This is a genomic window from Polaromonas sp. C04 (genome assembly GCF_002002705.1).
GTDB lineage: Bacteria > Pseudomonadota > Gammaproteobacteria > Burkholderiales > Burkholderiaceae_C > Rhodoferax_A.
In genome coordinates this window covers 479090-501679 of sequence record NZ_MUNS01000020.1, presented here as the reverse complement: position 1 = coordinate 501679, position 22590 = coordinate 479090, and the positions used below count along the sequence as shown (strand labels likewise).

The following is a 22590-nucleotide window of genomic DNA, read 5'->3' as shown; positions in this document are numbered from 1 at the left end:
CTTCTCTGTCAAGACGGATAACCGGGCGTGGGAGTGACCCCCCAGCCGCAGCGGGTTTGAGCCTTCGACGAAAGCTCCCTGGCGCATGCGCCGCACGCCAGCAGCACGGTCAGGATGGCGATCAGCCAGGGATGGCGAATGTGCATGGGCATCGGAACTCTCCAGTCACGCATGCTTGCGCAAAAAGACATGGGTCGCACGTTCGCCCGCGACGCACTTCGCGCATTCATAGCCCAGGGCACGCAGATCAATGCCGTTCAAGAGATGCTCGCCCGAACCGAGCAGGACGGGCCGCATGGCGAGGTGCAGCTCGTCAATCAGACCCGCGCGCAGGTATTGCCGGACCGTGGCGACACCGCCACCCAGGCGCACGTCGAGGCCGCCCGCTGCCGCCCTCGCCTGCTCCAGCGCGGCGTGAATGCCTTCGGTGACAAAGCGGAATTCCGTGCCTCCCGCCATCCTGAGCGGCGCCCGCGGATACTGCGTCAGCACGAAGACGGGCGTGTGGTAGGGCGGCTCATCGCCCCACCAGCCCTTCCAGCTCTCATCTGGCCACGGGCCCCGGACCGGGCCGAACATGTTGCGCCCCAGAATCCAGGCGCCGATGCCGGCGAAGCCCTGCTCCGCCATTCCGTTATCGACCCCCGTCTCCCCATCGCCCTGGCCCTGCATCCTGCGCCACAGGCGTGTGGGGAAGAACCACTCCATCAACTCGGGGCCGCCCACGCCGAGCGGATTTTGCAGGTCCTGGTTCGGGCCGGCACCGTAGCCGTCGATGGAAATTGCAAAACTTTGGACGCGGAGTTTTGACATGACGTTCCTCACTGTGGGGTCAGTTAGTCTGGAATCACGGGCTCGACCAGCTTCACAAGCTGCGCGAGCGACTCCTGCCACCCGAGGTAGCACATCTCGACGGGAATAGCCTGCGGAATTCCTTCCTGCACGATGTTCAACTCGGTTCCGCACGTGACCGGCCGCAGGGAAACGGTTGTCTCCATCTCTCCGGGCAGGTTCGGATCGTCGAACTTGTCGGAATAGCGGATGCGCTCATGCGGCACAAGCTCGCGATACTCTCCGCCGAAGGAGTGGCCGTGGCCCGTCGAGAAGTTCGTGAAGGACATCTTGAACGTGCCTTTGACTTTGGCGTCCATGTGATGGACCTTGCAAGTGAAGCCGTAGGGCGGAAGCCACTTGGCCATCGCATCAGCATCAAGGAAGGCACGGTAGATCCGCTCCGGAGTAGCCCGAACCACCCGGTGAAGTCGAACGGTGTTTGTAGGCATGGTCAGCTTTCAAAATAGAGGACGACCCTCTGAATGTACGACGATTGAGGTGGATCAAAATCGACATACCACGGAGAGATGGAGAAGTGTTGGCAGCTTGAGACGCCATTTCTGCGCAAGCATCATGCGCATACAATTCATGCATCGTTATCCAGGGCATGTGCCATGCTCCCGTCTGCCAAGGCTCCGAAAAAAGCCACCAACCTGTCGCTCAACGCCGAGCTGCTGACGATGGCCAGGGAGCTGGGCGTGAACGTCTCGCAGACGGTGGAGGCTCTGCTGGCCGAAGAGGTCAAGCGCCGCTGCTGGGCGCAGTGGAGCGAGCGCAACCGGGAAGCCTTCGATGCTGACAACGCCCGCATTGCCAAGTACGGACTTCCCCTGGCCAAGTACCGCACTTTCGGCAAGAGTCTGGGCGATGGGCGCAAGGCCTCCTGAGATGATCCAAGTCGTGATACCCCTGTTTTTCGGAAGTTACTGATGCCTGCCCACCCCATCCGCTCCCAATACGAAGACTTCATGCGCCATGTGGACGCGCATGGCACACCGAAGACCGATCGCACGGGCACCGGCACCAAGAGCGTGTTCGGCTACCAGATGCGGTTTGACCTGAACGAGGGCTTTCCGCTGGTGACGACCAAGAAGGTGCACCTGCGCTCCATCATCCAGGAACTGTTGTGGTTTCTGACCGGATCAAGCAACAACAACTGGCTGAAAGAGCGCGGCGTGACGATCTGGGACGAGTGGGCCAGGCCGGACGGCGACCTCGGCCCGGTGTACGGCGTGCAGTGGCGCAGCTGGCCGACGCCGGACGGTGGCCACATCGACCAGATTGCCGAGGTCATCAAGACACTCAAGACCAACCCCGATTCGCGCCGCATCATCGTGAGCGCGTGGAACGTGGCCGAGCTGAACAAGATGGCGCTGATGCCGTGCCATGCGTTCTTCCAGTTCTATGTGGCCCCTTCGACAGGCTCAGGACCGGCTCGGCTCTCGTGCCAGCTGTACCAGCGCAGCGCCGACATCTTCCTGGGCGTGCCGTTCAACATCGCCAGCTACGCGCTGCTCACGCACATGGTGGCGCAGCAGTGCGACCTGGCCGTGGGCGATTTCATCTGGACCGGCGGCGACTGCCACATCTACAGCAATCACCACGAGCAGGTGGCGCTGCAACTGAGCCGCGCGCCCTACCCTTACCCCACGCTGCACATCAAGCGCAAGCCGGCCTCGATTTTCGAGTACGAGTTTGAGGATTTCGAGGTACTGGACTACCAGTGCCATCCGGCGATCAAGGCGCCAGTGGCCGTTTGACGCTGCAATGGATTCCCGCCTGCGCGGGAATGACACGAGTCAACGTGGGGATGGCGAATCAACCCGGGATGGTGAATCAAACATGAAGTTGCACCTGATTTTTGCGCGCGCCGCCAACGGCGTGATCGGCGCCGATGGCACCCTGCCCTGGCACCTGCCGGAGGACCTGGCGCACTTCAAACGCACCACGCTGGGCTGCCCGGTGATCATGGGGCGCAAGACCTGGGACTCGCTGCCGGCAAAGTTCCGACCGCTCCCCGGGCGCGTCAACATCGTCATCACGCGCCAGCCGGATTGGCATCAAAATGGCGCGCAGCCCTTTACCAGTCTGGACGATGCGCTCCGTTTTTGTGAGCAGTTCGAAGAAGTGTGGGTCATCGGCGGCGCGCAACTTTTTGCGCAGGCCCTGCCGCTGGCGCAGCGCGCGGTGATCACCGAAATCGCGCAGGACTTCGAGGGCGACGCCTTCGCGCCGGTCTTCGGCCCCGAGTGGCACGAGACAGCGCGAGAGTCGCATGTGGCCAGCTCGGGCCTGGCCTACAGCTTTATTACCCTCGACCGCTCTTGAGCCGGGACGCGCGCTTCAGAGCCGCTCGAACACCGCCGCGATGCCCTGCCCGCCGCCGATGCACATGGTGACCAGCGCGTAACGGCCGCCCGTGCGGTGCAGCTCGTACACCGCCTTGGTCGCGAGGAAGGCGCCCGAGCAGCCGATGGGATGGCCCAGCGCGATCGCGCCGCCGTTCGGGTTGGTCTTCTTCATGTCAAGTTCGAGCGCGCGCGACACCGCGATAGCCTGCGCCGCGAAGGCTTCGTTGGACTCGATCACGTCCATCTGATCCAGCGTGAGGCCGCCCTTCTTGAGCGCCAGCCTGGTGGCCGGGATCGGACCCTCGCCCATGATCTCGTTGGGCACGCCGGCCACCGCGTAGGACACGAGCCGCGCCATCGGCTTGTGGCCGGCGGCAGCCGCCACCGCGGCATCGGCCAGCACGAAGAAGGCCGCGCCGTCGTTGATCCCGGATGCGTTGCCGGCCGTGACCGAGCCGTCCTTCTTGAAGGCCGGTTTCATCTTGGCGAGCGTTTCCATCGTGGTATTGGGCTTGACGTGCTCATCGGTATCGAAAGTGACCTCGCCCTTGCGCGTCTGCTTCACGATGGGCACGATCTGCGACTTGAAGCGGCCCTCTTTGATTGCCGCCGCGGCACGGCGGTGCGACTCGACCGCGAGCGCATCCTGCTCCTCGCGCGTGATGCCCCACTTGGTCACCAGGTTCTCGGCCGTGATGCCCATGTGGCCGACGCCGAACGGGTCGGTTAAGGTGGCGACCATGGTGTCGATCATCTTGCTGTCGCCCATGCGCGCGCCGCTGCGCATCGCAGTGGAAAGGTAGCCGCCGCGGCTCATGACTTCCACGCCGCCGCCGACGCCATAGTCGCAGTCGCCGAGCAGGATGTTCTGCGCCGTCGTCACGATGCCCTGCAGGCCCGACGAGCACAGCCGGTTCACCGCCATGGCGACCGACTCCATCGGCAGCCCGGCCTGAATGGACGCCACGCGCGCCACGTAGGCGAAGCGGCTGTCGGTGGGAATGGTGTTGCCGACCGTCACGTAGTTGATCGCCTTGGGGTCGACGCCGGAGCGCTTGACCGCTTCCTTCATCACGATGCCGGCCAGCTCGGCGGGCTCGGTGTCGGCCAGCGAGCCGCCGAAGGTACCGATGGCCGAACGGGCCGCGCCCAGAACCACCACATCACGCTTGCTCATGCTCCATCTCCTTGAGAACAAAATTTAAAAAATGAATCCACTGCCGCCTATTTGGGCTGCATCATCTTCTTGATTTCCTGCACGCTTTGCGTCGCGCGCTCCGTGAGGCCGGCCATCGCATCGGCCTGCGCCTTGCGGGCCATCTCGGCCAGATCCTTCATGTCGGCAAGCGTCTTCTTCCAGGCGTCGCGCGCCAGCTCGGTCTGTTTTTTCGGATCGGGCAATCCGCCCTTGCTGGCGGCCGCCTCTTTGACCGCTTCCTGAATCCCCTGCATCGCCTGGGTCAGCATCTCGGTCTGCTTATGCGCCAGCGCCTGCATGGACTCGTAGGCCGCCTTGTTGGCCGCGACCAGCGCCTCGAGGTCCTTGCGCCGCGCCTCGACGATGGCCGACAGATCGACCCCAGGCAGTTTGAACTTCTCGATCATCTTGGTCACGTCGCCGAACGGGTTGGAATCCTTGGTCATGGCATGTCTCCTCATCGAGTGGTGGGTTGGGTGCAATTTCAATTATCACCTCTCCAGCCACAGTTGCGGACGCGGCGCGCTGAGGGACAATCAGGCGTCGCCGACGGATGCCTTCACTCCCCGCGTCCTGTGCCATTCAGGCCGAAATTCTCTATCTGAATCAATAGGTTAAATAAGCTCATGAGACTCGCCACCTGGAACATCAACTCGCTCACCGTGCGGCTGCCGCAGGTGCTGGACTGGCTGGCCGCGAATCCGGTGGACGTGCTGACGCTGCAGGAACTGAAGATGACGGACGATAAATTCCCCGCAGCGGCATTTCTTGAAGCGGGTTACCAGGCCCAATGGTTCGGCCAGAAAACCTACAACGGTGTGGCGCTGCTGTCGCGCACACCCGCCTCGGACGTGATCAAGAACATCCCCGGCTTCAGCGACGACCAGTCGCGCGTGCTGTGCGGCACGGTGGACGGCGTGCGCGTGATCGGGGCCTATTTCCCGAACGGGCAGGCGCCGGGCACCGAGAAATTCGAATACAAGATGCACTGGCTGCGCGCGCTGCGCGACTGGGTGCGCGAGGAGCTGGCGACGCATCCGAAGCTGGTGCTGATGGGCGACTACAACATCACGTTCGACGACGCCGATGTATGGGACCCGGTGGGCCTGAAGGACCAGATTCATTGCACGGAAGAAGAGCGCTACCACCTGCGCGCGCTGGTTGCGCTGGGCCTGGTGGATGCCCACCGGCTGTTTGCGCAGCCCGAAAAAAGCTACAGCTGGTGGGACTACCGCGATTTCGCGTTCCGGCGCAACCACGGCCTGCGCATCGACCACATCCTGGTCAGCGCCGCGCTCAAGCCCGGAGTGCAAGGCTGCGTGATCGACAAGGCACCGCGCAAGAACGAGCGCCCCAGCGACCATGCACCAGTCGTGATGGATCTACAGCTACTATAATTTTAATAGCAGACTGCGCAGATCAGATAAGGGCTAACAGCCTATTTCATTCAAGACCCAGCTCCTGGATCTTGCGCGTGATGGTGTTGCGGCCGATGCCCAGTTTGTGCGCCGCCTCGATGCGCCGGCCTTTCGTATTGGCCAGCGCCGTGAGGATCAACCGGGACTCGAAGCGGCGCGTCAACTCATCCCACACATCGAGGCGCCCCGCAGCCAGCAGCATCTGCGCCTCGACTTCGAGCCCATGCTCCCAGGCGCCTGCCGGCGCAGAAAGCAGAGCCGTGCCCACGGGGGCTGGTGCACCGGCCAATGGTTCCGCAGGCAGTCCCGTGGCAGCGGTGTCACCGCCGCCGGTAGCCGCAGTGCCCCCATGCGGCTCGGCCGGTCCCGCAGCGGCGGCAGGCGCCGGCGCCACCGCATCGCCCGGCGCTGCCAGCAGGACCTCGGGCGGCAAATCCTTGGGCTCGATGACCTGCGCGGGCGCCATCACGGTCAGCCAGTGGCAGATGTTCTCCAGCTGGCGCACGTTGCCGGGAAAGTTGAACGCGCTCAAGCGGGCCAGCGCCGCGTCGGAGATGCGTTTGGGCTCGATGCCGAGCTGCTTGGCGCTTTGCTGCAGGAAGTGGCGCGTCAGCGTGGGGATGTCTTCGCGGCGCTCGCGCAGCGCGGGCAGGCGCAGCCGGATCACGTTCAGGCGGTGGAACAAATCCTCGCGGAAAGCGCCCTCCTTGACGCGCTGCTCCAGATCCTGGTGCGTGGCGGCAATCACGCGCACGTTGGCCTTGACCGCGGTGTGGCCGCCCACGCGATAAAAATGTCCGTCGGAGAGCACGCGCAGCAGGCGCGTCTGCAAGTCAAACGGCATGTCGCCGATTTCGTCGAGGAACAGCGTGCCGCCCTCGGCCTGCTCGAAGCGCCCGCGGCGCATGGTTTGCGCACCGGTGAAGGCGCCGCGCTCATGGCCAAACAGCTCGGACTCCAGCAGGTCTTTCGGGATGGCGGCGGTGTTGATGGCCACGAACGGGCCGTTGTTGCCGGCGTCGCCGCGCGGCGAATGCTTGTGCAGCGCGCGCGCCACCAGTTCCTTGCCCGAGCCTGATTCACCCGTGATCATGACCGTGACGTTGCTCTGGGACAGGCGCCCAATGGCGCGAAACACGTCCTGCATGGCGGGCGCCTGGCCCAGCATTTCGGGCGCATCGGCCATGCGCTCTTCCGCCACCTCTTCGCGCTGGCTCTCCTCGACCGCGCGGCGGATCAGCTCCACCGCCTTGGGCAGGTCGAACGGCTTGGGCAGGTATTCGAAGGCGCCGCCCTGAAAGGCCGAGACGGCACTGTCCAGGTCCGAGAACGCCGTCATGATGATGACGGGCAGGCCGGGGTGCCTGGCCTTGACCTTCTCCAGCAGATCCAGGCCCGAGCCGCCCGGCATGCGGATGTCGCTCACCAGCACCTGGGGGCCTTCGCCCCCGTTTTCGTCCAGGGCCGCCAGCACGTCGCGCGGGTTCGTGAAGCTGCGCGTGGGCAGGTCTTCGCGCAGCAGCGCCTTTTCCAGCACGAAGCGGATCGACTGGTCATCATCAACTATCCAGATCGGCTTCATGGCTTGTATGTCACCTCAGGTCAAACAGTCAGGGCAGCGGAATCAGTATCTTGAAATCCGTCCGGCCGGGCACGCTGTCGCACTCGATCAAGCCGTGGTGTTGCTGCACAAAGGTTTGCGCCAGCGTCAGCCCCAGTCCGGAGCCGCCATCCCGGCCCGACACCAGCGGGAAGAAAATGCGGTCCTTGATCGAGTCCGGCACGCCGGGCCCATTGTCGATGACATGCAATTCCAGTGCCAACCGATAGCGCTGTTTGCCAAACGTGACCTGCCGCGCAATGCGGGTGCGGAAAATGATTTGCGCATCGCCCGCCTTGATGCGCTCGGCCAGCGCCTGCGCGGCGTTGTGGACGACGTTGAGCAGCGCCTGGATCAGCTGCTCGCGGTCGCCGCGGAACTCGGGGATCGAGATGTCGTAGTCCTGAACCACCTGCAGTCCCTTGGGGAATTCCGCCTGCACCAGCGCGCGCACGCGCTCGCACACCTCGTGGATGTTCACGTCGCCCACCACATGCGGCTTGCGGTGCGGCGCCAGCAGCCGGTCCACCAGGGTTTGCAGGCGATCGGCCTCGTGGATGATGACCTGGGTGTATTCGGTCAGCTCGCGCGAGTCGATCTCCATCTCCAGCAGCTGCGCCGCGCCGCGGATGCCGCCCAGCGGATTCTTGATCTCGTGCGCCAGGTTGCGGATCAGCTCCTTGTTGGCCTGCGCCTGGTCGATCAGCCGCTCCTCGCGATCCTGCCGGGCCTGCTGCTCCAGCGGCAGCAATTCCACAATGATCTCGTTCGGCCTCTCGGTCTGCGCCACGATCACATGCACGGGAATGGGTTCGTGATTCAGGCGGTTCAGCCACGCGTCATAGCGCAGCGCGGCGAACTCATTGCTGCCGGCGCCGCTCAGGGCGTTGGCCAGGATGTGGGGTTCAGTGAAAAAGCCCGGGAACTGCGAGCCTTCGATGGTGCGGCGCGAGGCCCCGATGGCGTCTTCGAGCGCCGCATTGGCAAACAGCACCGTGCCATCGGTGTGCACCACGGCGACCAGCGTCGCCAGCAGGTCAAACGCCTGGAAACGCGAGGCGGCAGTAGGGGCGGGCTTGCTCAAGCCGTCTATTGTGCTGCAGCTGGCGCGGGAAGGCGGCTCAGCTCGCGCTGGATACCATCAATGTCGCTCTGGTTGCGGTCGATGCTGGCCTTGAGCTCCGCCACGCGATCGAGGTATTTCTGGTGGTTGCGGTGCTCGGGGCCCAGCATTTCGGGCTGGCCATTGTTGTACTGCGCGAGCAGATCCGTCTGCCGGGCCTGGGCCTTGCTCAGCTCCGATTCCAGGATGGCGCGTGCGTCCGCATCGCGGGCCCGCTGGTCGGCCGCGCCCACCCGCGGCTGCGGAGCCGCGCCGGCACGCGCGGGTGCGGCGGCGGTGCTGGGCCGGGTGCCCGGCACGATGGTGATGTTGCCTCCCGCAAAGGGCTTGCAGCCACGGGCCTTGGCGTCCGAGGCATTGTTGGTGTATTCGTTGCCGCAGCGGTAGATCTGGCTCTGGGCAAAGCTGCTGGCGGCAAGAAGGACGGTGGCGAACGGAAGAAGTGAGATCAATAGTGCTTTTTTCATACGGTTTCCGAGCATGACACGCCAGGGAAGTTCATTGAAGTATCGCCCAATCAACTTCGAACGCAAAATTTGCCCGGCACCAGGCGCCGGCGGCTCGCCAGGACGGATCGGCCGCCCATGAAAAAGGCGGCACAGGCCGCCTTTTTTTCAGTTGCCTCGTGATTACAGCGAGTAATACATGTCGAACTCAATGGGGTGCGTGGCCATGCGCAAGCGCGTGACTTCGCCCATCTTCAGCTCGATGTAGGCGTCCAGCATGCTGTCGGAGAACACGCCGCCCTTGGTCAGGAAGCCGCGCTCGGCATCCAGGTGGTCCAGCGCCTGGTCCAGGCTGTGGCAGACAGTTGGCACCTTCGCATCTTCCTCGGGCGGCAGGTGGTACAGGTCCTTGGTCGCGGCTTCGCCGGGATGGATCTTGTTTTCGACGCCGTCCAGCCCCGCCATCAGCAGTGCCGCAAAACCGAGGTACGGGTTCATCAGCGGGTCGGGGAAGCGCGCTTCGACGCGCCGGCCCTTGGGGTTGGCCACATACGGAATGCGGATCGAGGCAGAACGGTTCTTGGCGGAGTACGCCAGCTTCACCGGGGCCTCGTAGCCGGGCACCAGGCGCTTGTAGCTGTTGGTGCCGGGATTCGTGATGGCGTTGAGCGCGCGCGCATGCTTGATGATGCCGCCGATGTAGTACAGCGCAAAATCCGACAGGCCGGCGTAGCCGTCGCCCGCGAACAGGTTCTTGCCGTCTTTCCAGACCGACTGGTGCACGTGCATGCCCGAGCCGTTGTCGCCGACGATGGGCTTGGGCATGAAGGTGGCGGTTTTGCCATAGGCGTTGGCCACGTTCCAGACCACGTACTTGAGGATCTGGGTCCAGTCGGCGCGCTCGACCAGCGTGCTGAACTTGGTGCCGATTTCGTTCTGGCCGGCGCCGCCCACTTCATGGTGGAACACTTCCACGGGCACGCCCAGCGACTCGAGAACCAGGGATATTTCAGCGCGCATGTCCTGCGTGCTGTCGACTGGAGGTACTGGAAAGTAGCCACCCTTGACGGTGGGACGGTGGCCGCGGTTGCCGCCTTCGAGCTTTTTGCCGCTGTTCCAGGGCGCTTCGTATTCTTCGATCTTGAAGAAAGTGCCCGACATGTCGGTGTTCCAGCGCACATCGTCGAAGATGAAGAATTCGGGCTCCGGGCCGAAAAAGGCGGTGTCGCCAATGCCGGAGGCCTTGAGGTAGGCCTCGGCGCGCTTGGCGATCGAGCGCGGATCGCGGTCATAGGCCTTGCCGTCACCGGGCTCGAGCACGTCGCAACTCATGAACAGCGTGGTTTCTTCGTAAAACGGGTCGATGTTGGCGGTATTGGCGTCCGGCATCAGCAGCATGTCGGAGGCTTCGATGCCCTTCCAGCCGCCAATGGATGAGCCGTCGAACGCGTGCCCGGCGCTGAATTTGTCTTCATCGAAATGTGAAGCGGGAACGGTGACGTGCTGCTCTTTGCCGCGGGTATCGGTGAAACGGAAGTCGACAAACTTGACTTCGTTTTCTTTCACCATTTTCATCACGTCTGCGACGGTCTTTGCCATCAGTTTCTCCTGGTTGGAAGTTGGTTAAAAAATTCGGGGAACGGCAAGCTAATGCAGTTTCTGTGCCAAAGCCGACGCGTCTGTTTTGGGCCGAGCCTCGTATTCTGCCTTGAGGCGATACGTTGCCGGCGACTCGCGCCCGCTTTTTTGGTCCAGCGGGGTTTTCGCATGCACCATGTTGGTACGTTGCATTAATGAACCATATTGGTGCATCAGGTTTTACGCACCAGTTCGGGGCCTAGTTGCGCGTTAAAACCGTGCAGCCCTGCCAGCAAGACCGGGTAGGCGGCAGCCACCGCGGCCGGATCACCCTTGACGCCAAGCTCTATATGGCGGCCATATTCGGGGTGATCCACGCTGGGCAGGCTGAATACCTTGACGCCCGCATGCACTCGCTCGATTTCTTCCATCAAGGGCGTGAGCGCCGCTTCCATGGAGCCAAACACGATGACCGATCTTTCCTCGTAAGCGGCTTGCCGGAACAGGTGCGCGTAATGGTGCTCCAGCACCCACTCAATCATGGGCCAGGCCATGACGGGAAAGCCCGGCACGAAATGCACCGCGCCACCGCCCGGGCCAACGCAGCTGAAGCCCGGAATCTTGTTGTAGGGATTCGGGATCAGCTGCGCGCCTTGGGGAAAGACGCCCATGTTGAGGCGGTGGATGTTGTCGGGCCGATCCGGCTCGTAGGCCGTGCCCTGCTCCCTGGCGATATCCTGCATGCGCTCGCGAATCAGGCGCTCGGCTTGCGGGTGCAATTCAAGAGGCACGCCAAGCGCCCTGGCCGCGCACTGGCGCGTATGGTCGTCGGGTGTGGCGCCTATGCCGCCACAGCTGAACACCACGTCGCCCGAGGCAAAGGCGCGATGCAGCGTGGCGGTGATGCGTTCGGGCACATCGCCAAGGCACTCGGCGTAGTCGAGCTGCAGGCCGCGCTCGCCCAGCAATTCGATGACCCGGGGCATATGCTTGTCGGCACGCTTGCCCGAGAGGATCTCGTCACCGACGATGATGAGCCCGAAATGGGGCCGCTCTTCAGGGTGCGAGCGTGTGGCCGGTTGCGGCGGGGTCTGGATGGAGGTCATGGATCAAGGTGGGCGCGACAGGTGTGACGGGGGCGGGCGAAGCAGCGGAAGTGGCCTCGGCCCGCAGGTTTGCCAAAGCGGTGAGGCAATAGTGCGAGAACCACAGCGACGAGAACGCAAAGATCAGGGTGTAGATCCAGATCGCCACCGGCACCAGGATCACAAACGCGGCCGCAAACAGCGCACCCGAGGCCCACACGATGCTGGGCGCCGCGCCCAGGTAGCCCGAAAGCACGCCGATGCCCAGCAGCCAGCCCCGATGGCGGCGGAAAATCTCGCGCCGCTCGTCGCGGCTGGCATGGCTGGACAGGGCATCGAAAGCCATGACGCGATACGTCAGCCAGCCCCAGATCAGCGGCGGCAGGATCAGAATCAGGGGCGGCACCAGCCACAGCGGAATCGAGATCACCAGTGCGATCGCGGCCAGCAAGGTGGAGCCGAGCGACCAGAGGATGCTGACCAGCACAGAGCCGCCCTTCTTGCGCTCCAGAGTGGGGAAACGGCGCTCGGCGACCAGCCCCACCAGCGCGGGCGTCATCAGGGCGGCCACGATCAGCAGCGACACGATCACCAGCAGCGGCGTGACGGTGAAGATCACGATCAGCGGGGCCGCCACCGTCTTGAGGTTGCCCGCGCCAACCCCGTCCAGCCACGACCACAGGTGGGTGAGCCAGACGGAGGCGTCCAGCATGCCGCGCACCCAATCGAGCGCGGGCGTCCAGAAAAAATAGCCCAACCCCAGTGACAGTCCGACCATGATGACCAATGGCAGGAATGACAGCGCAATCACGCGCGGGCGCAGGCAATACGCCACCGCGCGCCAGAACGAATCGAGAAATAGAGTCATGGCATGAAGCATACCGCGGCAGCGCCGGCGCGACAGCCATGGCGCACATCCCTTACCATTCCCCGATGAGCATGATTCGCATCCATGGCGTGCAACTGGAAGTGCGCCAGATCGAGGCGGCGGCCGGCGAGCAGCGCCGCGCTCCCATCGTTTTTCTGCATGAGGGTTTGGGTTCGGTCGCCATGTGGCGCGACTGGCCCGACCAGGTATGTCTGGCCACCGGGCGCGCCGGCGTGGTGTATTCGCGCCGCGGCTACGGCCGGTCCGATCCGGTGCCCGACGTACGCGGCGCATCTTCCGAGCGCGAGGGCTTGCGCGTGGGGCGCTTGCAGCCGGACTACATGCACCGGGAGGCGTGGGAGGTGCTGCCCGAACTGCTTCGTGTGCTGCAGATCGACAAGCCCGTGCTGCTCGGTCATTCCGATGGCGCCAGCATTGCGCTGCTGTACGCGAGCCGCTACCCGGTGCAGGCCTGCATCGTGCTGGCCCCGCATGTGATCGTCGAAGACATTTCGGTGCGCTCGATTGCGCAGGCCCGCACGGCCTACGAGAGCGGCGATCTGCGCGAACGGCTGGCGCGCTACCACGCCGACGTCGACTGCGCTTTCTGGCAGTGGAACGACATCTGGCTGGACGAGGCGTTCCGCAGTTTCGATATCCGCGGCGACTGCCAGCGCATCCGCGCCCCGGTGCTGGCCATTCAGGGGGTTGATGATGCCTACGGCACCATGCAGCAAATCGACCAGATCCGCACGACCGGCGAGCACTGTGTGCTACAAAAACTGGAGCAATGCGGACATTCGCCGCACCGCGATCAAACGGCCCTGACCACGCAGCTGATCGCCGATTTCCTCGCCCCGATCGGATAGGCTGACGCTCAGCCAGCGATCCGTGCGAGATCGTCGGCCCCGAGCCAGCGCCACTGGCCTGGCGCCAGGTCATCGGGCAGGGCCAGGCCGCCGATCTGCGAGCGGTGCAGCGCCTCGACCCGGTTGCCCACGGCGGCCACCATGCGCTTGACCTGGTGGTACTTGCCCTCGGTCAGCGTCAGGCGCAAGCGGTGCGGCGCCACCGCTTCGCAGGCACTGGCACGGACCGGCTTCGGGTCATCTTCCAGCACCACGCCCTCCAGCAGCTTTTGCACCTGTTTGTCGTCGAGCGGGTGTTTGGCCGTGACCTCGTACACCTTGGGCACATGATGCCGGGGCGAACTCATGCGGTGGATGAATTTGCCGTCGTCGGTCAGCAGCAGCAGTCCCGTCGTGTCCTGGTCGAGCCGGCCGACCGCCTGCACGCCCTGCACCGCCCCTCTCTGCGGCCGCTGGCGCAGCGGCGATGGCAGCAGCGTGTAGATGCTCGGCCAGGTCGAGGGCTTTTGCGAGCACTCGGTGCCAGCCGGCTTGTGCAGCATCAGGTACGCCAGCTCGTGGTACTCCCACGCCGCACCCTGAACCGTGAAACGCAACCCTTTCGCTACAAATTCCATAGCTGGATCGGTGGATGGCTGCTGGGCTACCGACACAAATCCCTGTTGAATCAGACCGGCGCAGACGCGACGCGTCCCGAATCCCTGTGTAAAAAGAATGTCCTGCAATGACATGGTGTGCATGACCTCATTGTGACGCAGCAGACCCATCGGACATGAATGAGCACACGCCGAAGGCGTTTCCGTGATTTTTTACCGCCCCACGCTATGGACTTCATTTGTTAACTTTAGTTACACTCAAAATGACTCACGGAAACACCGAAAAATGGACAAATACACAGGAGGGCTTTCAATCGGATTGGCATTGCTGGCCAGCCTGGTGCTTGGCGCGACTGTTCACGCCTGGTGGCTACGCCGGCAAGCCCATGAGCGCCGTCGCATCCCGAAGCGGTGGCCACTGAGCCCGCGGCCGCTGGCCAACAGCCGGGAGCGCCAGGTGTGGCGCTGGTTGACCCGGGCTTTTTTTGGCCACCACGTGATGATCAAAATTCCAGTCACGCGGTTCACCATGCCACGCAGCAAGGAACAGGGCCTGCACTGGTACGAATTGCTGACGGGGGTGTATTGCACGTTCACCGTGTGTCGCGCGGACGGCAACGTCATCGGCTGCGTGGATGTTCCAGGGCGTTTGGGATTGGCCGAAAAAAACCAGCGCCTGAAGCGCAAGCTGCTGAGCCAATGCGGCATCGCCTATACCGTGGTCGAATCCGACAAGCTGCCGACCTTGAGTGAAATCCGCACCGAATTTCTCGGCGAGATGGCATCCATGAGCATGGATCGCGAGCGCAGTGAAAGCGCAATGTCTGCCGCCAGGGCGAGCTTGCGCGAAGCACTGCTTCGCCAGCGCGAGATTCGCAACAGCGACCTGAGCCCGCTGAGCCCGACGCCAGACTCCGCAAGCGCTGGCCTGCACAGCAGTTTCACCACGCTCTCAGGAGAATTGCAGCCCAATTCTTTTCTGACCCCGCTGGACAGCCGGGAAGGAGACTTGCGCTGACTTTTCTCAGGCGGCTCATCCGGTTCCAAGCAAAAAGCCCGCTGTTGCGGGCTTTTCCATTTATCTCAGGACGCTCAAGGCGCCTAGTTGCCGGGCCTTCCCTGCTCATCAACCGGCCGCGTGGCGTTGCCTTTGGGTAGCTTCTTACCAATTTTTTCACCCGTATGCCGCACCGCCCCTGCAGCGCGGCTGGCCGTCTTGCTGGTGGCTCGACCGACCTTTTTGGCAGTTCGCTCGGTTGCGTTCACGGCCTTCTTGGTGGTCTTTTCAACCTTCTGGACGACGCCGTTACCGGAAGACGTGCTGGCCCGCTCGTTCGTGCCGGACTGGGTTTGCGCATGCGCCGTCAATCCGTACGCGGCTGCACTCATAACCAGCACGGCTGGAATGGTTCGAAGAAACAATTCGGTTTTGATCATTGGCGGGCTCCTGTTGAAAATAATGCTGCAAGTATGCCGCGAGATGCGCGCTTTTACCGCCCCTCATTTGATGAACGCCATTGATAGTGGTTTGGGGAAACCTGCGCCAATGATTTTGCATTGGCGCAGATTGCCTTTTATGGTGGAGCTGGGGGGATTCGAACCCCCGTCCGCAAGCCTTCTTCGCGCAGATCTACATGTTTAGCGGTCTGATTTAAGTCTCGCCACCTGTGTCGCGCAGTCGCACGCTACACAGGACGCCAGCACCCTATTGTCTCGCTCTGAACCAAGGTACCCGGTCCGAAGCCAGCCGATGTGAATAACCTTACAGCCTGGACGCCTTGCGGCACCCTTGCCCAGCCCATCGGCCTGCTGTTGTAAGGCTCACTGGTTATTAAGCAGCGAGTGCGAAACGTTCGTCGTTTGCAGTTAGTTTGTTGAGTCGATTTTTACGAGCGTTACTCAAGCTCGACATGCACCACAGCGATTCCGTACCCACGTCGAAACCAGTGCAGCCCCTCAATAAGCATTTTAGGTCATTGCGGGCGATTGCAAGCCCTGCAGCAAATGCAATAGCTGCAGCGGGGACGCTATTGCAGCGTGTGCGCCCCACTGCGCGGTATCCGCCCGATTGCCCAAATAGCCATATGTTGCCGCCACGGTGCCCATGCCGGCGGCCAGTCCCGCAACCACGTCGCGCTCGTCATCACCCACATACACGCATTTTTCCGGCGCCAGCCCCAGGCGCCGTGCCGCCTCCAGCAAGGGCTCTGGATGCGGCTTGGAATGGGGTGTGGTATCGCCGCTGATGACCGCGCTCGCCGTGGCAAACAGCGGCATGGAGCGGGTCAGGGGGTCGGTGAAGCGGGAGGCCTTGTTGGTGACCACGCCCCAGGCGAGCCGACGCGCCAAAAGCGCTTGAATCAGCTCGGCCACTTCATCAAAGGCAAAGGTGCGCCGCGTCATGCAGGCTTCGTAATTGGTAAAAAACTCTTCCCGCAGTACCGGGAAATCAGGGTGCTCCGGGGTCACGCCGAAGGCGACGCCGAGCATGCCCCGCGCGCCGGCGCCGGTCATGGGCCGATACAGCGCCAGCGGCAACGAGGCCAGGCCCCGGTCGGTTCTCATTTTGTCTGCGGCAGCGCCAAGGTCCGGCGCGCTGTCGATCAGGGTGCCATCCAGATCGAACAGCACGGCCTCTATATCCGTAAACATGCGTCAAACACCTCCACCCTTTTGCGTTGCGAACAGGTAATTCACGCTGGTGTCGCTACTGAGCCAGTAGCGCTGAGTCAGAGGGTTGTATTCCATGCCGCGTGTATGGCTCAATTCCAGCCCGGCAGCGCGGCAATAACTCGCCAATTCAGCGGGACGAATCAACTTCGCGTATTCGTGGGTGCCGCGCGGCAGCATGTTCAGAACGTACTCGGCGCCGACAATCGCCAGCAAAAATGACTTCGGATTGCGGTTGATGGTTGAGAAAAACACCCACCCCCCCGGCTTGACCAGCGTCGCGCATGCCGCCACGACCGAGGCGGGATCAGGAACGTGTTCGAGCATCTCCATGCACGTGACCACGTCAAAGCAGCCCGGCTGCTCCATTGCGAGTGCTTCCGCGCTGATTTCACGGTACAGCACGTTGGGCGTTTGCGCCTCAAGCGCATGCAGTTGCGCAACCTTGAGCGCCTTCGCGGCCAGGTCGATACCGAGCACCTGGGCGCCCTTGCGGGCCATGGCGTCAGCCAGGATGCCGCCGCCGCAGCCGACATCGAGCACCTGCAAGCCCGAAACGCCGGACAGGCTGTTGATCCAGTCCAGACGCAGGGGATTGATCTGGTGCAGGGGGCGAAATTCACTCTCCTTATCCCACCAGCGGTGCGCCAGGTCAGAAAATTTGGCCAGCTCGGCCGGGTCGGCATTCACGGGATCACTCATACGCCAATTGTCCTCGAACTCATGAAAAAAGCCCCGCAAGCCGGAGCTTGCGGGGCTTTTCGAAGCAAGCCTTGCGGATTACTGGCCGGCGCGGGTGCCGACGACTTCGATTTCCACGCGACGGTTCTTCGCACGGCCTTCGGCGGTCTTGTTGTCAGCCACAGGCTGGGATTTGCCCTTGCCTTCGGTGTACACACGGTTTTTCTCAATGCCCTTGGACACCAGATAGGCCTTGACGGCTTCAGCGCGGCGAACCGACAGCTTCTGGTTGTAGGCAACGGTACCGATGGAGTCGGTGTGACCCACGGCGATGATGACTTCCAGGTTGATGTCCTTGATCTTGCCGATCAGGTCGTCCAGCTTGGCTTTGCCTTCAGGCTTCAGGACGGATTTGTCGAAGTTGAAGAAAGCATCGGCAGCGTATGTCACCTTGGTGGCAGCGGGGACGGCAGCAGGAGCAGGAGCAGGCGCCGGAGCAGCCGGAGCAACTACAGCAGGGGCCGGTGCGGCCACGGGGACGATGGCGCCATCGCAAGTGGCCGCGGCAGTCGCCGGGGTCCAGTTGGCATCGCGCCAGCACAGCTCATTGGTGCCGTTCTTCCAAACGAGTTCGGAAGTGCCATTACGCCAGTTATCCACAGTTTGGGCACCAGCGGCAGTAACAAGCGCTGCGGAGGCAATCAACATCGCCACTTTATTCAATTTCTTCATGGTTCTCCTCTTGGGGAAAAAGCCGCAGCCGCGCTGCGAAACAGGACGATCTGAGTGACCATCACCCAAAACGTTCTGGCAATTGTGCCACACGTCCCCGCACGTTCAGGGGTAAATCGGGCCGCGTACCGTAGGACAAAACCGCAATTAGGCCGATGTGTTGCGGCTTAGCGACAGCGCCTTGCCCGTAAAATCAGACTTCACTTGCCGAGAATCCCTCCCCATGACCCAGTTCGCCAAAGAAACCCTGCCCATCAGTCTTGAAGAGGAAATGCGGCGCAGTTACCTCGATTACGCCATGAGCGTCATCGTGGGGCGCGCCCTGCCTGATGCGCGGGACGGACTGAAACCCGTGCACCGGCGTGTGTTGTACGCGATGCACGAACTCAACAACGACTGGAATCGCCCTTACAAGAAATCGGCGCGTATCGTCGGTGACGTCATCGGCAAGTACCACCCGCACGGCGATCAGTCGGTATATGACGCCATCGTGCGCATGGCACAGGATTTTTCGCTGCGTCACATGCTGGTGGACGGGCAAGGCAACTTTGGCTCAGTGGACGGCGACAGTGCCGCAGCCATGCGTTACACCGAGGTCCGCCTGTCCAAGATCGCCCAGGAAATGCTGTCGGATATCGACAAGGAAACGGTCGATTTCGGCCCCAACTACGACGGCAGCGAAAAGGAGCCCCTGGTGTTGCCGTCCCGGGTTCCCAACCTGCTGATCAACGGCTCCGGCGGGATTGCGGTGGGCATGGCGACCAATATCCCGCCGCACAACCTCAACGAGGTGGTCGATGCATGCCTGCATCTGCTGAAAAACCCGCACGCCGGTATTGACGAGTTGATGGAGATCATTCCGGCGCCTGACTTCCCCACGGCAGGCATTATTTATGGCATCAATGGCGTCAAGGACGGTTACCGCACCGGCCGCGGCAAGGTGGTGATGCGCGCCAAGTGCCACTTCGAAGACATCGACAAGGGGCAGCGCCAGTCGATCATCGTGGACGAATTGCCATACCAGGTGAACAAAAAGACCCTGCAGGAGCGCATGGCCGAACTGGTGCACGAGAAGAAAATCGAGGGCATCAGCCATATCCAGGACGAGTCCGACAAATCGGGCATGCGCCTCGTAATCGAACTCAAGCGCGGCGAAGTGCCCGAAGTGGTGCTCAACAACCTCTATAAACAGACGCAGCTGCAGGACACCTTTGGCATCAACATGGTGGCGCTGGTCAACGGCCAGCCCAAACTGTGCAATCTCAAGGACCTGATCGAAGTCTTTCTGGAACACCGCCGCGAAGTGGTCACCCGTCGCACCGTGTTCACGCTGCGCAAGGCGCGCGAACGCGGCCACGTGCTCGAAGGCCTGGCCGTGGCGCTGGCCAACATCGACGACTTCATCGCCATCATCCGCAACGCGCCGACGCCACCCGTAGCCAAGGTTGAGCTGATGGCGCGGCCCTGGGACAGCCAGCTGGTGCGCGAAATGCTGACCCGCACGCGGGCCGACGGCGGCGTGATCAACGCCGACGACTACCGCCCTGACGGCCTGGAAAAAACCTACGGCATGGGCAGCGATGGCCTGTACCGGCTCTCTGACACGCAGGCGCAGGAAATTCTGCAAATGCGTCTGCAACGCCTGACCGGCCTCGAGCAGGACAAGATCGTGGCCGAGTACAAGGAAGTCATGGCCGAAATCGAGGATTTGCTCGACATCCTGGCCAAACCGGCGCGCGTCTCGACCATCATTGGCGACGAGCTGGGCGCCCTCAAGCAGGAATTCGGCCAGACCAAAATCGGCGCGCGCCGCAGCCTGGTGGAACACAGCTCGTTCGACCTGAGCACCGAGGATCTGATCACCCCGACCGACATGGTGGTCACACTGTCGCACAGCGGCTACATCAAGAGCCAGCCGCTCTCCGAGTACCGGTCCCAGAAGCGCGGCGGGCGCGGCAAGCAGGCCACGGCGACGAAGGAAGATGACTGGGTCGACCAGCTCTTCATTGCCAACACGCACGACTACATCCTGTGCTTCTCCGATCGGGGGCGCCTGTACTGGCTCAAGGTCTGGGAGGTGCCGCAGGGTTCGCGCGGCTCGCGCGGGCGCCCCATCGTGAATATGTTTCCGCTGCAGGAAGGTGAAAAAATCACCGTCGTCTTGCCGCTGACGGGTGAGAAGCGCAGTTTCCCGGCCAACCAGTACGTGTTTATGGCGACCTCCATGGGGACGGTCAAGAAAACCACGCTCGATGAATTCGGCAACCCGCGCAAGGCCGGCATCATCGCGGTCTCGCTCGACGAAGGGGACTTCCTGATCGGCGCAGCGCTGACCGACGGCCAGCATGATGTGATGCTGTTTTCCGATGGCGGCAAGGCCGTGCGCTTCGACGAGGACGATGTCCGTCCGCTGGGCCGTAACGCCCGCGGTGTGCGAGGCATGTCGCTCGAAGTGGGCCAAAGCGTGATCGCCATGCTCGTGGCCGAGGACGAAAGTCAGAGCGTGCTGACAGCCACCGAAAACGGCTACGGCAAACGCACCGGCATCACCGAGTACACGCGCCACGGGCGCGGCACCAAGGGCATGATCGCGATCCAGCAAACGGGGCGCAACGGCAAGGTCGTGGCGGCCACGCTGGTGCGCGCCGACGACGAAATCATGCTGATTACCGACAAGGGCGTGCTGGTACGTACCCGGGTCAGCGAAATTCGCGAAATGGGGCGCGCCACCCAGGGGGTGACGCTGATCGGGCTCGACGAGGGCTCCAGACTCAGCGGCTTGCAGCGCATCGTGGAAAACGACGTAAACGGCGACAGCGACCCCGACGACAGCAGCACTTCCTCATCTACAACGGAGAATCCTCAGTGAAAAGTTTCAAACTCGCCCTTTTGGCGGTCGCATTAGCGACCAGCTCCATCGCCATGGCCCAGGACGGAAAGGCTGCTCTCATCAAGCAATTCATCGACCTGCAGCGTCCCGGCATCGAATCCCTGGCACGCGGGCTGGTTCAGCAATCGAGCGCGTCCATCGCGCAGGCAGGCTCTCAATACCTGCAAACCCAGGTGCCCCCCGAAAAGCGTGAGGCCGCCGCCAAGGCCGCCGATGCCGAGCTTAAAAAGTACTTCGATGGAGCCTTTCCCATCGTCCGTGACAAGGCGCTGCAGGTCGCCCCCGCCGCGCTGGGTCCGATTCTGGAGCAAAACCTCAGCGAGGATGAGTTGCGCCAGTTGGTGGCGTGGATCAGCTCGCCGCTGGCCAAGAAATACCAGGACCTGAATCCAAAATTACAGACCGCCCTGGGTGAGAAAGTGGTGGCCGAAACGCGTGCGAGTATCGAGCCCAAGCTGAGTCTGCTCGGCCCCGCGGTGGCCAAGGCGCTGGGCGCACCGCCTCCTGCGGCACCGGCCAAGGCCCCCGCCCCCGCCAAGAAGTGACAGCGCCGGCGAGTACGCGCCCGTACAACTTCTCCGCAGGCCCTGCCGCCATTCCCGAGGAGGTTTTGCGCCTGGCCGCTGCCGACATGCTGGACTGGCATGGCAGCGGCATGAGCGTGATGGAGATGAGTCACCGCGGCAAGGAATTCATCTCGATCTGTGAACGGGCCGAGGCCGATTTGCGCGAGCTGCTGGCCGTCCCGCCGCATTTCAGGATCCTGTTCATGCAGGGCGGCGGGCTGGCTGAAAACGCGATTGTTCCGCTGAACCTGTCACGCGGCACGAGCGCCGATTTCGTGGTCACGGGCAGCTGGAGCCAGAAGTCGCTCAAGGAAGCGCGCAAGTACTGCACGGCGCACGTCGCAGCCAGCACCGAGGCGGACGGCTACACCACGCTACCCGACCCGGCCGGCTGGCAGCTTGCCAACAATGCCGCCTATGTGCACATCTGCAGCAACGAGACCATCCACGGCGTGGAATTCCAGACGCTGCCGGACCTGCAGGCGCTGGGCAGCAAGGCGCCGCTGGTGATCGACTTCTCGTCCCATGTGGCGTCCCGCCCCGTCGACTGGAGTCGCGTCGGACTGGCGTTTGGCGGTGCGCAAAAGAACCTGGGGCCGGCCGGCGTCACGCTGGTGGTGGTGCGCGAGGATCTGCTGGGCCACGCCCTGCCCGCCTGTCCCAGTGCGTTTGACTACAAAACCGTGGCGGACAGCCACTCGATGTACAACACGCCGCCGACCTGGGCCATCTACGTCGCCGGACTGACCTTCCAGTGGCTCAAAAAGCAGGGTGGCATTGCGGCCATGGAACAGCGCAACATCGCCAAAGCCCAACTGCTCTACGACTTCATCGATCGCTCGCAGTTCTATGCCAACAAGGTGGCGCCGAGTTGCCGCTCGCGCATGAACGTGCCATTCTTTCTGCGCGACGAGTCGCGCAGCGAAGCCTTTCTGGCCGGCGCCAAAGACCGTGGCCTGCTCCAGCTCAAGGGCCACAAATCGGTCGGGGGCATGCGTGCCAGTATTTACAACGCAATGCCGATTGCGGGCGTGCAGGCGCTGGTGGACTATATGCAAGAATTTGAGAGAACCCTGAGCTGACCC

25 protein-coding genes and 1 other RNA gene are annotated in these 22590 nt (G+C 62.8%); 9 read left to right on the top strand and 17 right to left on the bottom strand.

Going from position 1 to position 22590, the window contains the following annotated elements:
* Positions 1–8 precede the first annotated feature (8 nt).
* Genes B0E49_RS20425 through B0E49_RS03615 form a run of 3 tightly spaced genes read right to left on the bottom strand, consistent with a single transcriptional unit; the run spans position 9 to position 1283 of the window.
* Positions 9–152, bottom strand: a complete 144-nt coding sequence (locus B0E49_RS20425) for a hypothetical protein (RefSeq protein ID WP_168174986.1) — start codon at positions 150–152, stop codon at positions 9–11.
* Positions 153–165: 13 nt separating this feature from the next.
* Complete coding sequence (locus tag B0E49_RS03620) at positions 166–813, bottom strand: dihydrofolate reductase family protein (RefSeq protein ID WP_077560575.1); 648 nt, start codon at positions 811–813, stop codon at positions 166–168.
* Positions 814–836: 23 nt separating this feature from the next.
* Positions 837–1283 (bottom strand): SRPBCC family protein, encoded by a 447-nt coding sequence (locus tag B0E49_RS03615; protein ID WP_077560574.1) that lies wholly within the window; start codon positions 1281–1283, stop codon positions 837–839.
* 165 nt (positions 1284–1448) lie between these two features.
* Between B0E49_RS03615 and B0E49_RS03610 the strand changes: the two genes are divergently transcribed.
* The 3 genes from B0E49_RS03610 to B0E49_RS03600 all read left to right on the top strand — a co-directional run bounded on the left by B0E49_RS03610 (position 1449) and on the right by B0E49_RS03600 (position 3162).
* On the top strand, positions 1449–1721 hold the full coding sequence (locus tag B0E49_RS03610) for a type II toxin-antitoxin system CcdA family antitoxin (protein ID WP_077560573.1): 273 nt from the start codon (positions 1449–1451) through the stop codon (positions 1719–1721).
* Positions 1722–1763: 42 nt separating this feature from the next.
* Positions 1764–2594, top strand: coding sequence for a thymidylate synthase (locus B0E49_RS03605; RefSeq protein WP_077560572.1), 831 nt, complete (start codon positions 1764–1766; stop codon positions 2592–2594).
* 82 nt (positions 2595–2676) lie between these two features.
* Positions 2677–3162: a dihydrofolate reductase gene (locus B0E49_RS03600; protein ID WP_077560571.1), complete on the top strand. Its 486-nt coding sequence runs from the start codon at positions 2677–2679 to the stop codon at positions 3160–3162.
* Between the two features lie 15 nt (positions 3163–3177).
* On the opposite strand, the gene B0E49_RS03595 is transcribed toward B0E49_RS03600, so the two are convergent.
* Positions 3178–4362: an acetyl-CoA C-acyltransferase family protein gene (locus tag B0E49_RS03595; RefSeq protein ID WP_077560570.1), complete on the bottom strand. Its 1185-nt coding sequence runs from the start codon at positions 4360–4362 to the stop codon at positions 3178–3180.
* Positions 4363–4409: 47 nt separating this feature from the next.
* Entirely contained in the window at positions 4410–4829 is a 420-nt protein-coding gene (locus tag B0E49_RS03590) for a phasin family protein (RefSeq protein ID WP_077560569.1), read from the bottom strand.
* 180 nt (positions 4830–5009) lie between these two features.
* On the opposite strand from B0E49_RS03590, the gene B0E49_RS03585 reads away from it, so the two are divergent.
* Positions 5010–5780: an exodeoxyribonuclease III gene (locus B0E49_RS03585; RefSeq protein ID WP_077560568.1), complete on the top strand. Its 771-nt coding sequence runs from the start codon at positions 5010–5012 to the stop codon at positions 5778–5780.
* A gap of 46 nt (positions 5781–5826) precedes the next feature.
* On the opposite strand, the gene ntrC is transcribed toward B0E49_RS03585, so the two are convergent.
* From ntrC to B0E49_RS03555, 6 genes are all read right to left on the bottom strand, one after another.
* Complete coding sequence (gene ntrC, locus B0E49_RS03580; RefSeq protein ID WP_077560567.1) at positions 5827–7383, bottom strand: nitrogen regulation protein NR(I); 1557 nt, start codon at positions 7381–7383, stop codon at positions 5827–5829.
* Between the two features lie 28 nt (positions 7384–7411).
* A complete protein-coding gene (gene glnL / locus B0E49_RS03575) occupies positions 7412–8494 on the bottom strand; it encodes a nitrogen regulation protein NR(II) (RefSeq protein ID WP_077560566.1) in 1083 nt (360 codons plus the stop codon).
* Positions 8491–8991 carry a hypothetical protein gene (locus B0E49_RS03570; RefSeq protein WP_077560565.1) on the bottom strand — a complete coding sequence of 167 codons (501 nt, stop codon included), beginning with the start codon at positions 8989–8991 and terminating at the stop codon, positions 8491–8493. The genes glnL and B0E49_RS03570 overlap by 4 nt, the downstream gene beginning before the upstream one ends.
* A 162-nt stretch (positions 8992–9153) precedes the next feature.
* Positions 9154–10569, bottom strand: coding sequence for a type I glutamate--ammonia ligase (glnA, locus tag B0E49_RS03565; RefSeq protein WP_077560564.1), 1416 nt, complete (start codon positions 10567–10569; stop codon positions 9154–9156).
* A gap of 212 nt (positions 10570–10781) precedes the next feature.
* A complete protein-coding gene (locus B0E49_RS03560; RefSeq protein ID WP_077560563.1) occupies positions 10782–11654 on the bottom strand; it encodes a competence/damage-inducible protein A in 873 nt (290 codons plus the stop codon).
* Entirely contained in the window at positions 11605–12501 is an 897-nt protein-coding gene (locus tag B0E49_RS03555; RefSeq protein ID WP_077560627.1) for an EI24 domain-containing protein, read from the bottom strand. Before B0E49_RS03555 ends, B0E49_RS03560 begins: the two co-directional genes overlap by 50 nt.
* 65 nt (positions 12502–12566) lie before the next feature.
* Here B0E49_RS03555 and B0E49_RS03550 point away from each other — a divergent pair, with 65 nt between their 5' ends.
* Positions 12567–13370, top strand: coding sequence for an alpha/beta fold hydrolase (locus B0E49_RS03550; protein ID WP_077560626.1), 804 nt, complete (start codon positions 12567–12569; stop codon positions 13368–13370).
* 8 nt (positions 13371–13378) lie between these two features.
* Here B0E49_RS03550 and B0E49_RS03545 read toward each other — a convergent pair whose 3' ends face one another.
* Entirely contained in the window at positions 13379–14101 is a 723-nt protein-coding gene (locus tag B0E49_RS03545; RefSeq protein WP_077560625.1) for a pseudouridine synthase, read from the bottom strand.
* A gap of 70 nt (positions 14102–14171) precedes the next feature.
* Between B0E49_RS03545 and B0E49_RS03540 the strand changes: the two genes are divergently transcribed.
* Positions 14172–14984 carry a DUF2726 domain-containing protein gene (locus B0E49_RS03540; protein WP_144264404.1) on the top strand — a complete coding sequence of 271 codons (813 nt, stop codon included), beginning with the start codon at positions 14172–14174 and terminating at the stop codon, positions 14982–14984.
* Positions 14985–15067: 83 nt separating this feature from the next.
* Here B0E49_RS03540 and B0E49_RS03535 read toward each other — a convergent pair whose 3' ends face one another.
* The 5 genes from B0E49_RS03535 to ompA form a co-directional block, all read right to left on the bottom strand.
* Positions 15068–15403, bottom strand: a complete 336-nt coding sequence (locus B0E49_RS03535; protein ID WP_077560561.1) for a hypothetical protein — start codon at positions 15401–15403, stop codon at positions 15068–15070.
* A gap of 140 nt (positions 15404–15543) precedes the next feature.
* Positions 15544–15922: a transfer-messenger RNA gene (gene ssrA / locus B0E49_RS03530) on the bottom strand.
* Positions 15923–15934: 12 nt separating this feature from the next.
* Positions 15935–16618 carry an HAD-IA family hydrolase gene (locus tag B0E49_RS03525; RefSeq protein ID WP_077560560.1) on the bottom strand — a complete coding sequence of 228 codons (684 nt, stop codon included), beginning with the start codon at positions 16616–16618 and terminating at the stop codon, positions 15935–15937.
* Between the two features lie 3 nt (positions 16619–16621).
* Positions 16622–17338: a bifunctional 2-polyprenyl-6-hydroxyphenol methylase/3-demethylubiquinol 3-O-methyltransferase UbiG gene (gene ubiG, locus B0E49_RS03520; protein WP_077560559.1), complete on the bottom strand. Its 717-nt coding sequence runs from the start codon at positions 17336–17338 to the stop codon at positions 16622–16624.
* Positions 17339–17416: 78 nt separating this feature from the next.
* Positions 17417–18049, bottom strand: a complete 633-nt coding sequence (gene ompA, locus B0E49_RS03515) for an outer membrane protein OmpA (protein WP_077560558.1) — start codon at positions 18047–18049, stop codon at positions 17417–17419.
* A gap of 223 nt (positions 18050–18272) precedes the next feature.
* Here ompA and gyrA point away from each other — a divergent pair, with 223 nt between their 5' ends.
* From gyrA to serC, 3 genes are read left to right on the top strand one after another with little or no spacing between them, the layout of a single operon-like run.
* Positions 18273–20918 carry a DNA gyrase subunit A gene (gene gyrA / locus B0E49_RS03510; protein ID WP_077560557.1) on the top strand — a complete coding sequence of 882 codons (2646 nt, stop codon included), beginning with the start codon at positions 18273–18275 and terminating at the stop codon, positions 20916–20918.
* Positions 20915–21484, top strand: coding sequence for a DUF2059 domain-containing protein (locus B0E49_RS03505; RefSeq protein WP_077560556.1), 570 nt, complete (start codon positions 20915–20917; stop codon positions 21482–21484). Before gyrA ends, B0E49_RS03505 begins: the two co-directional genes overlap by 4 nt.
* Complete coding sequence (serC, locus tag B0E49_RS03500) at positions 21481–22587, top strand: 3-phosphoserine/phosphohydroxythreonine transaminase (protein WP_077560555.1); 1107 nt, start codon at positions 21481–21483, stop codon at positions 22585–22587. The genes B0E49_RS03505 and serC overlap by 4 nt, the downstream gene beginning before the upstream one ends.
* Positions 22588–22590 lie beyond the last annotated feature (3 nt).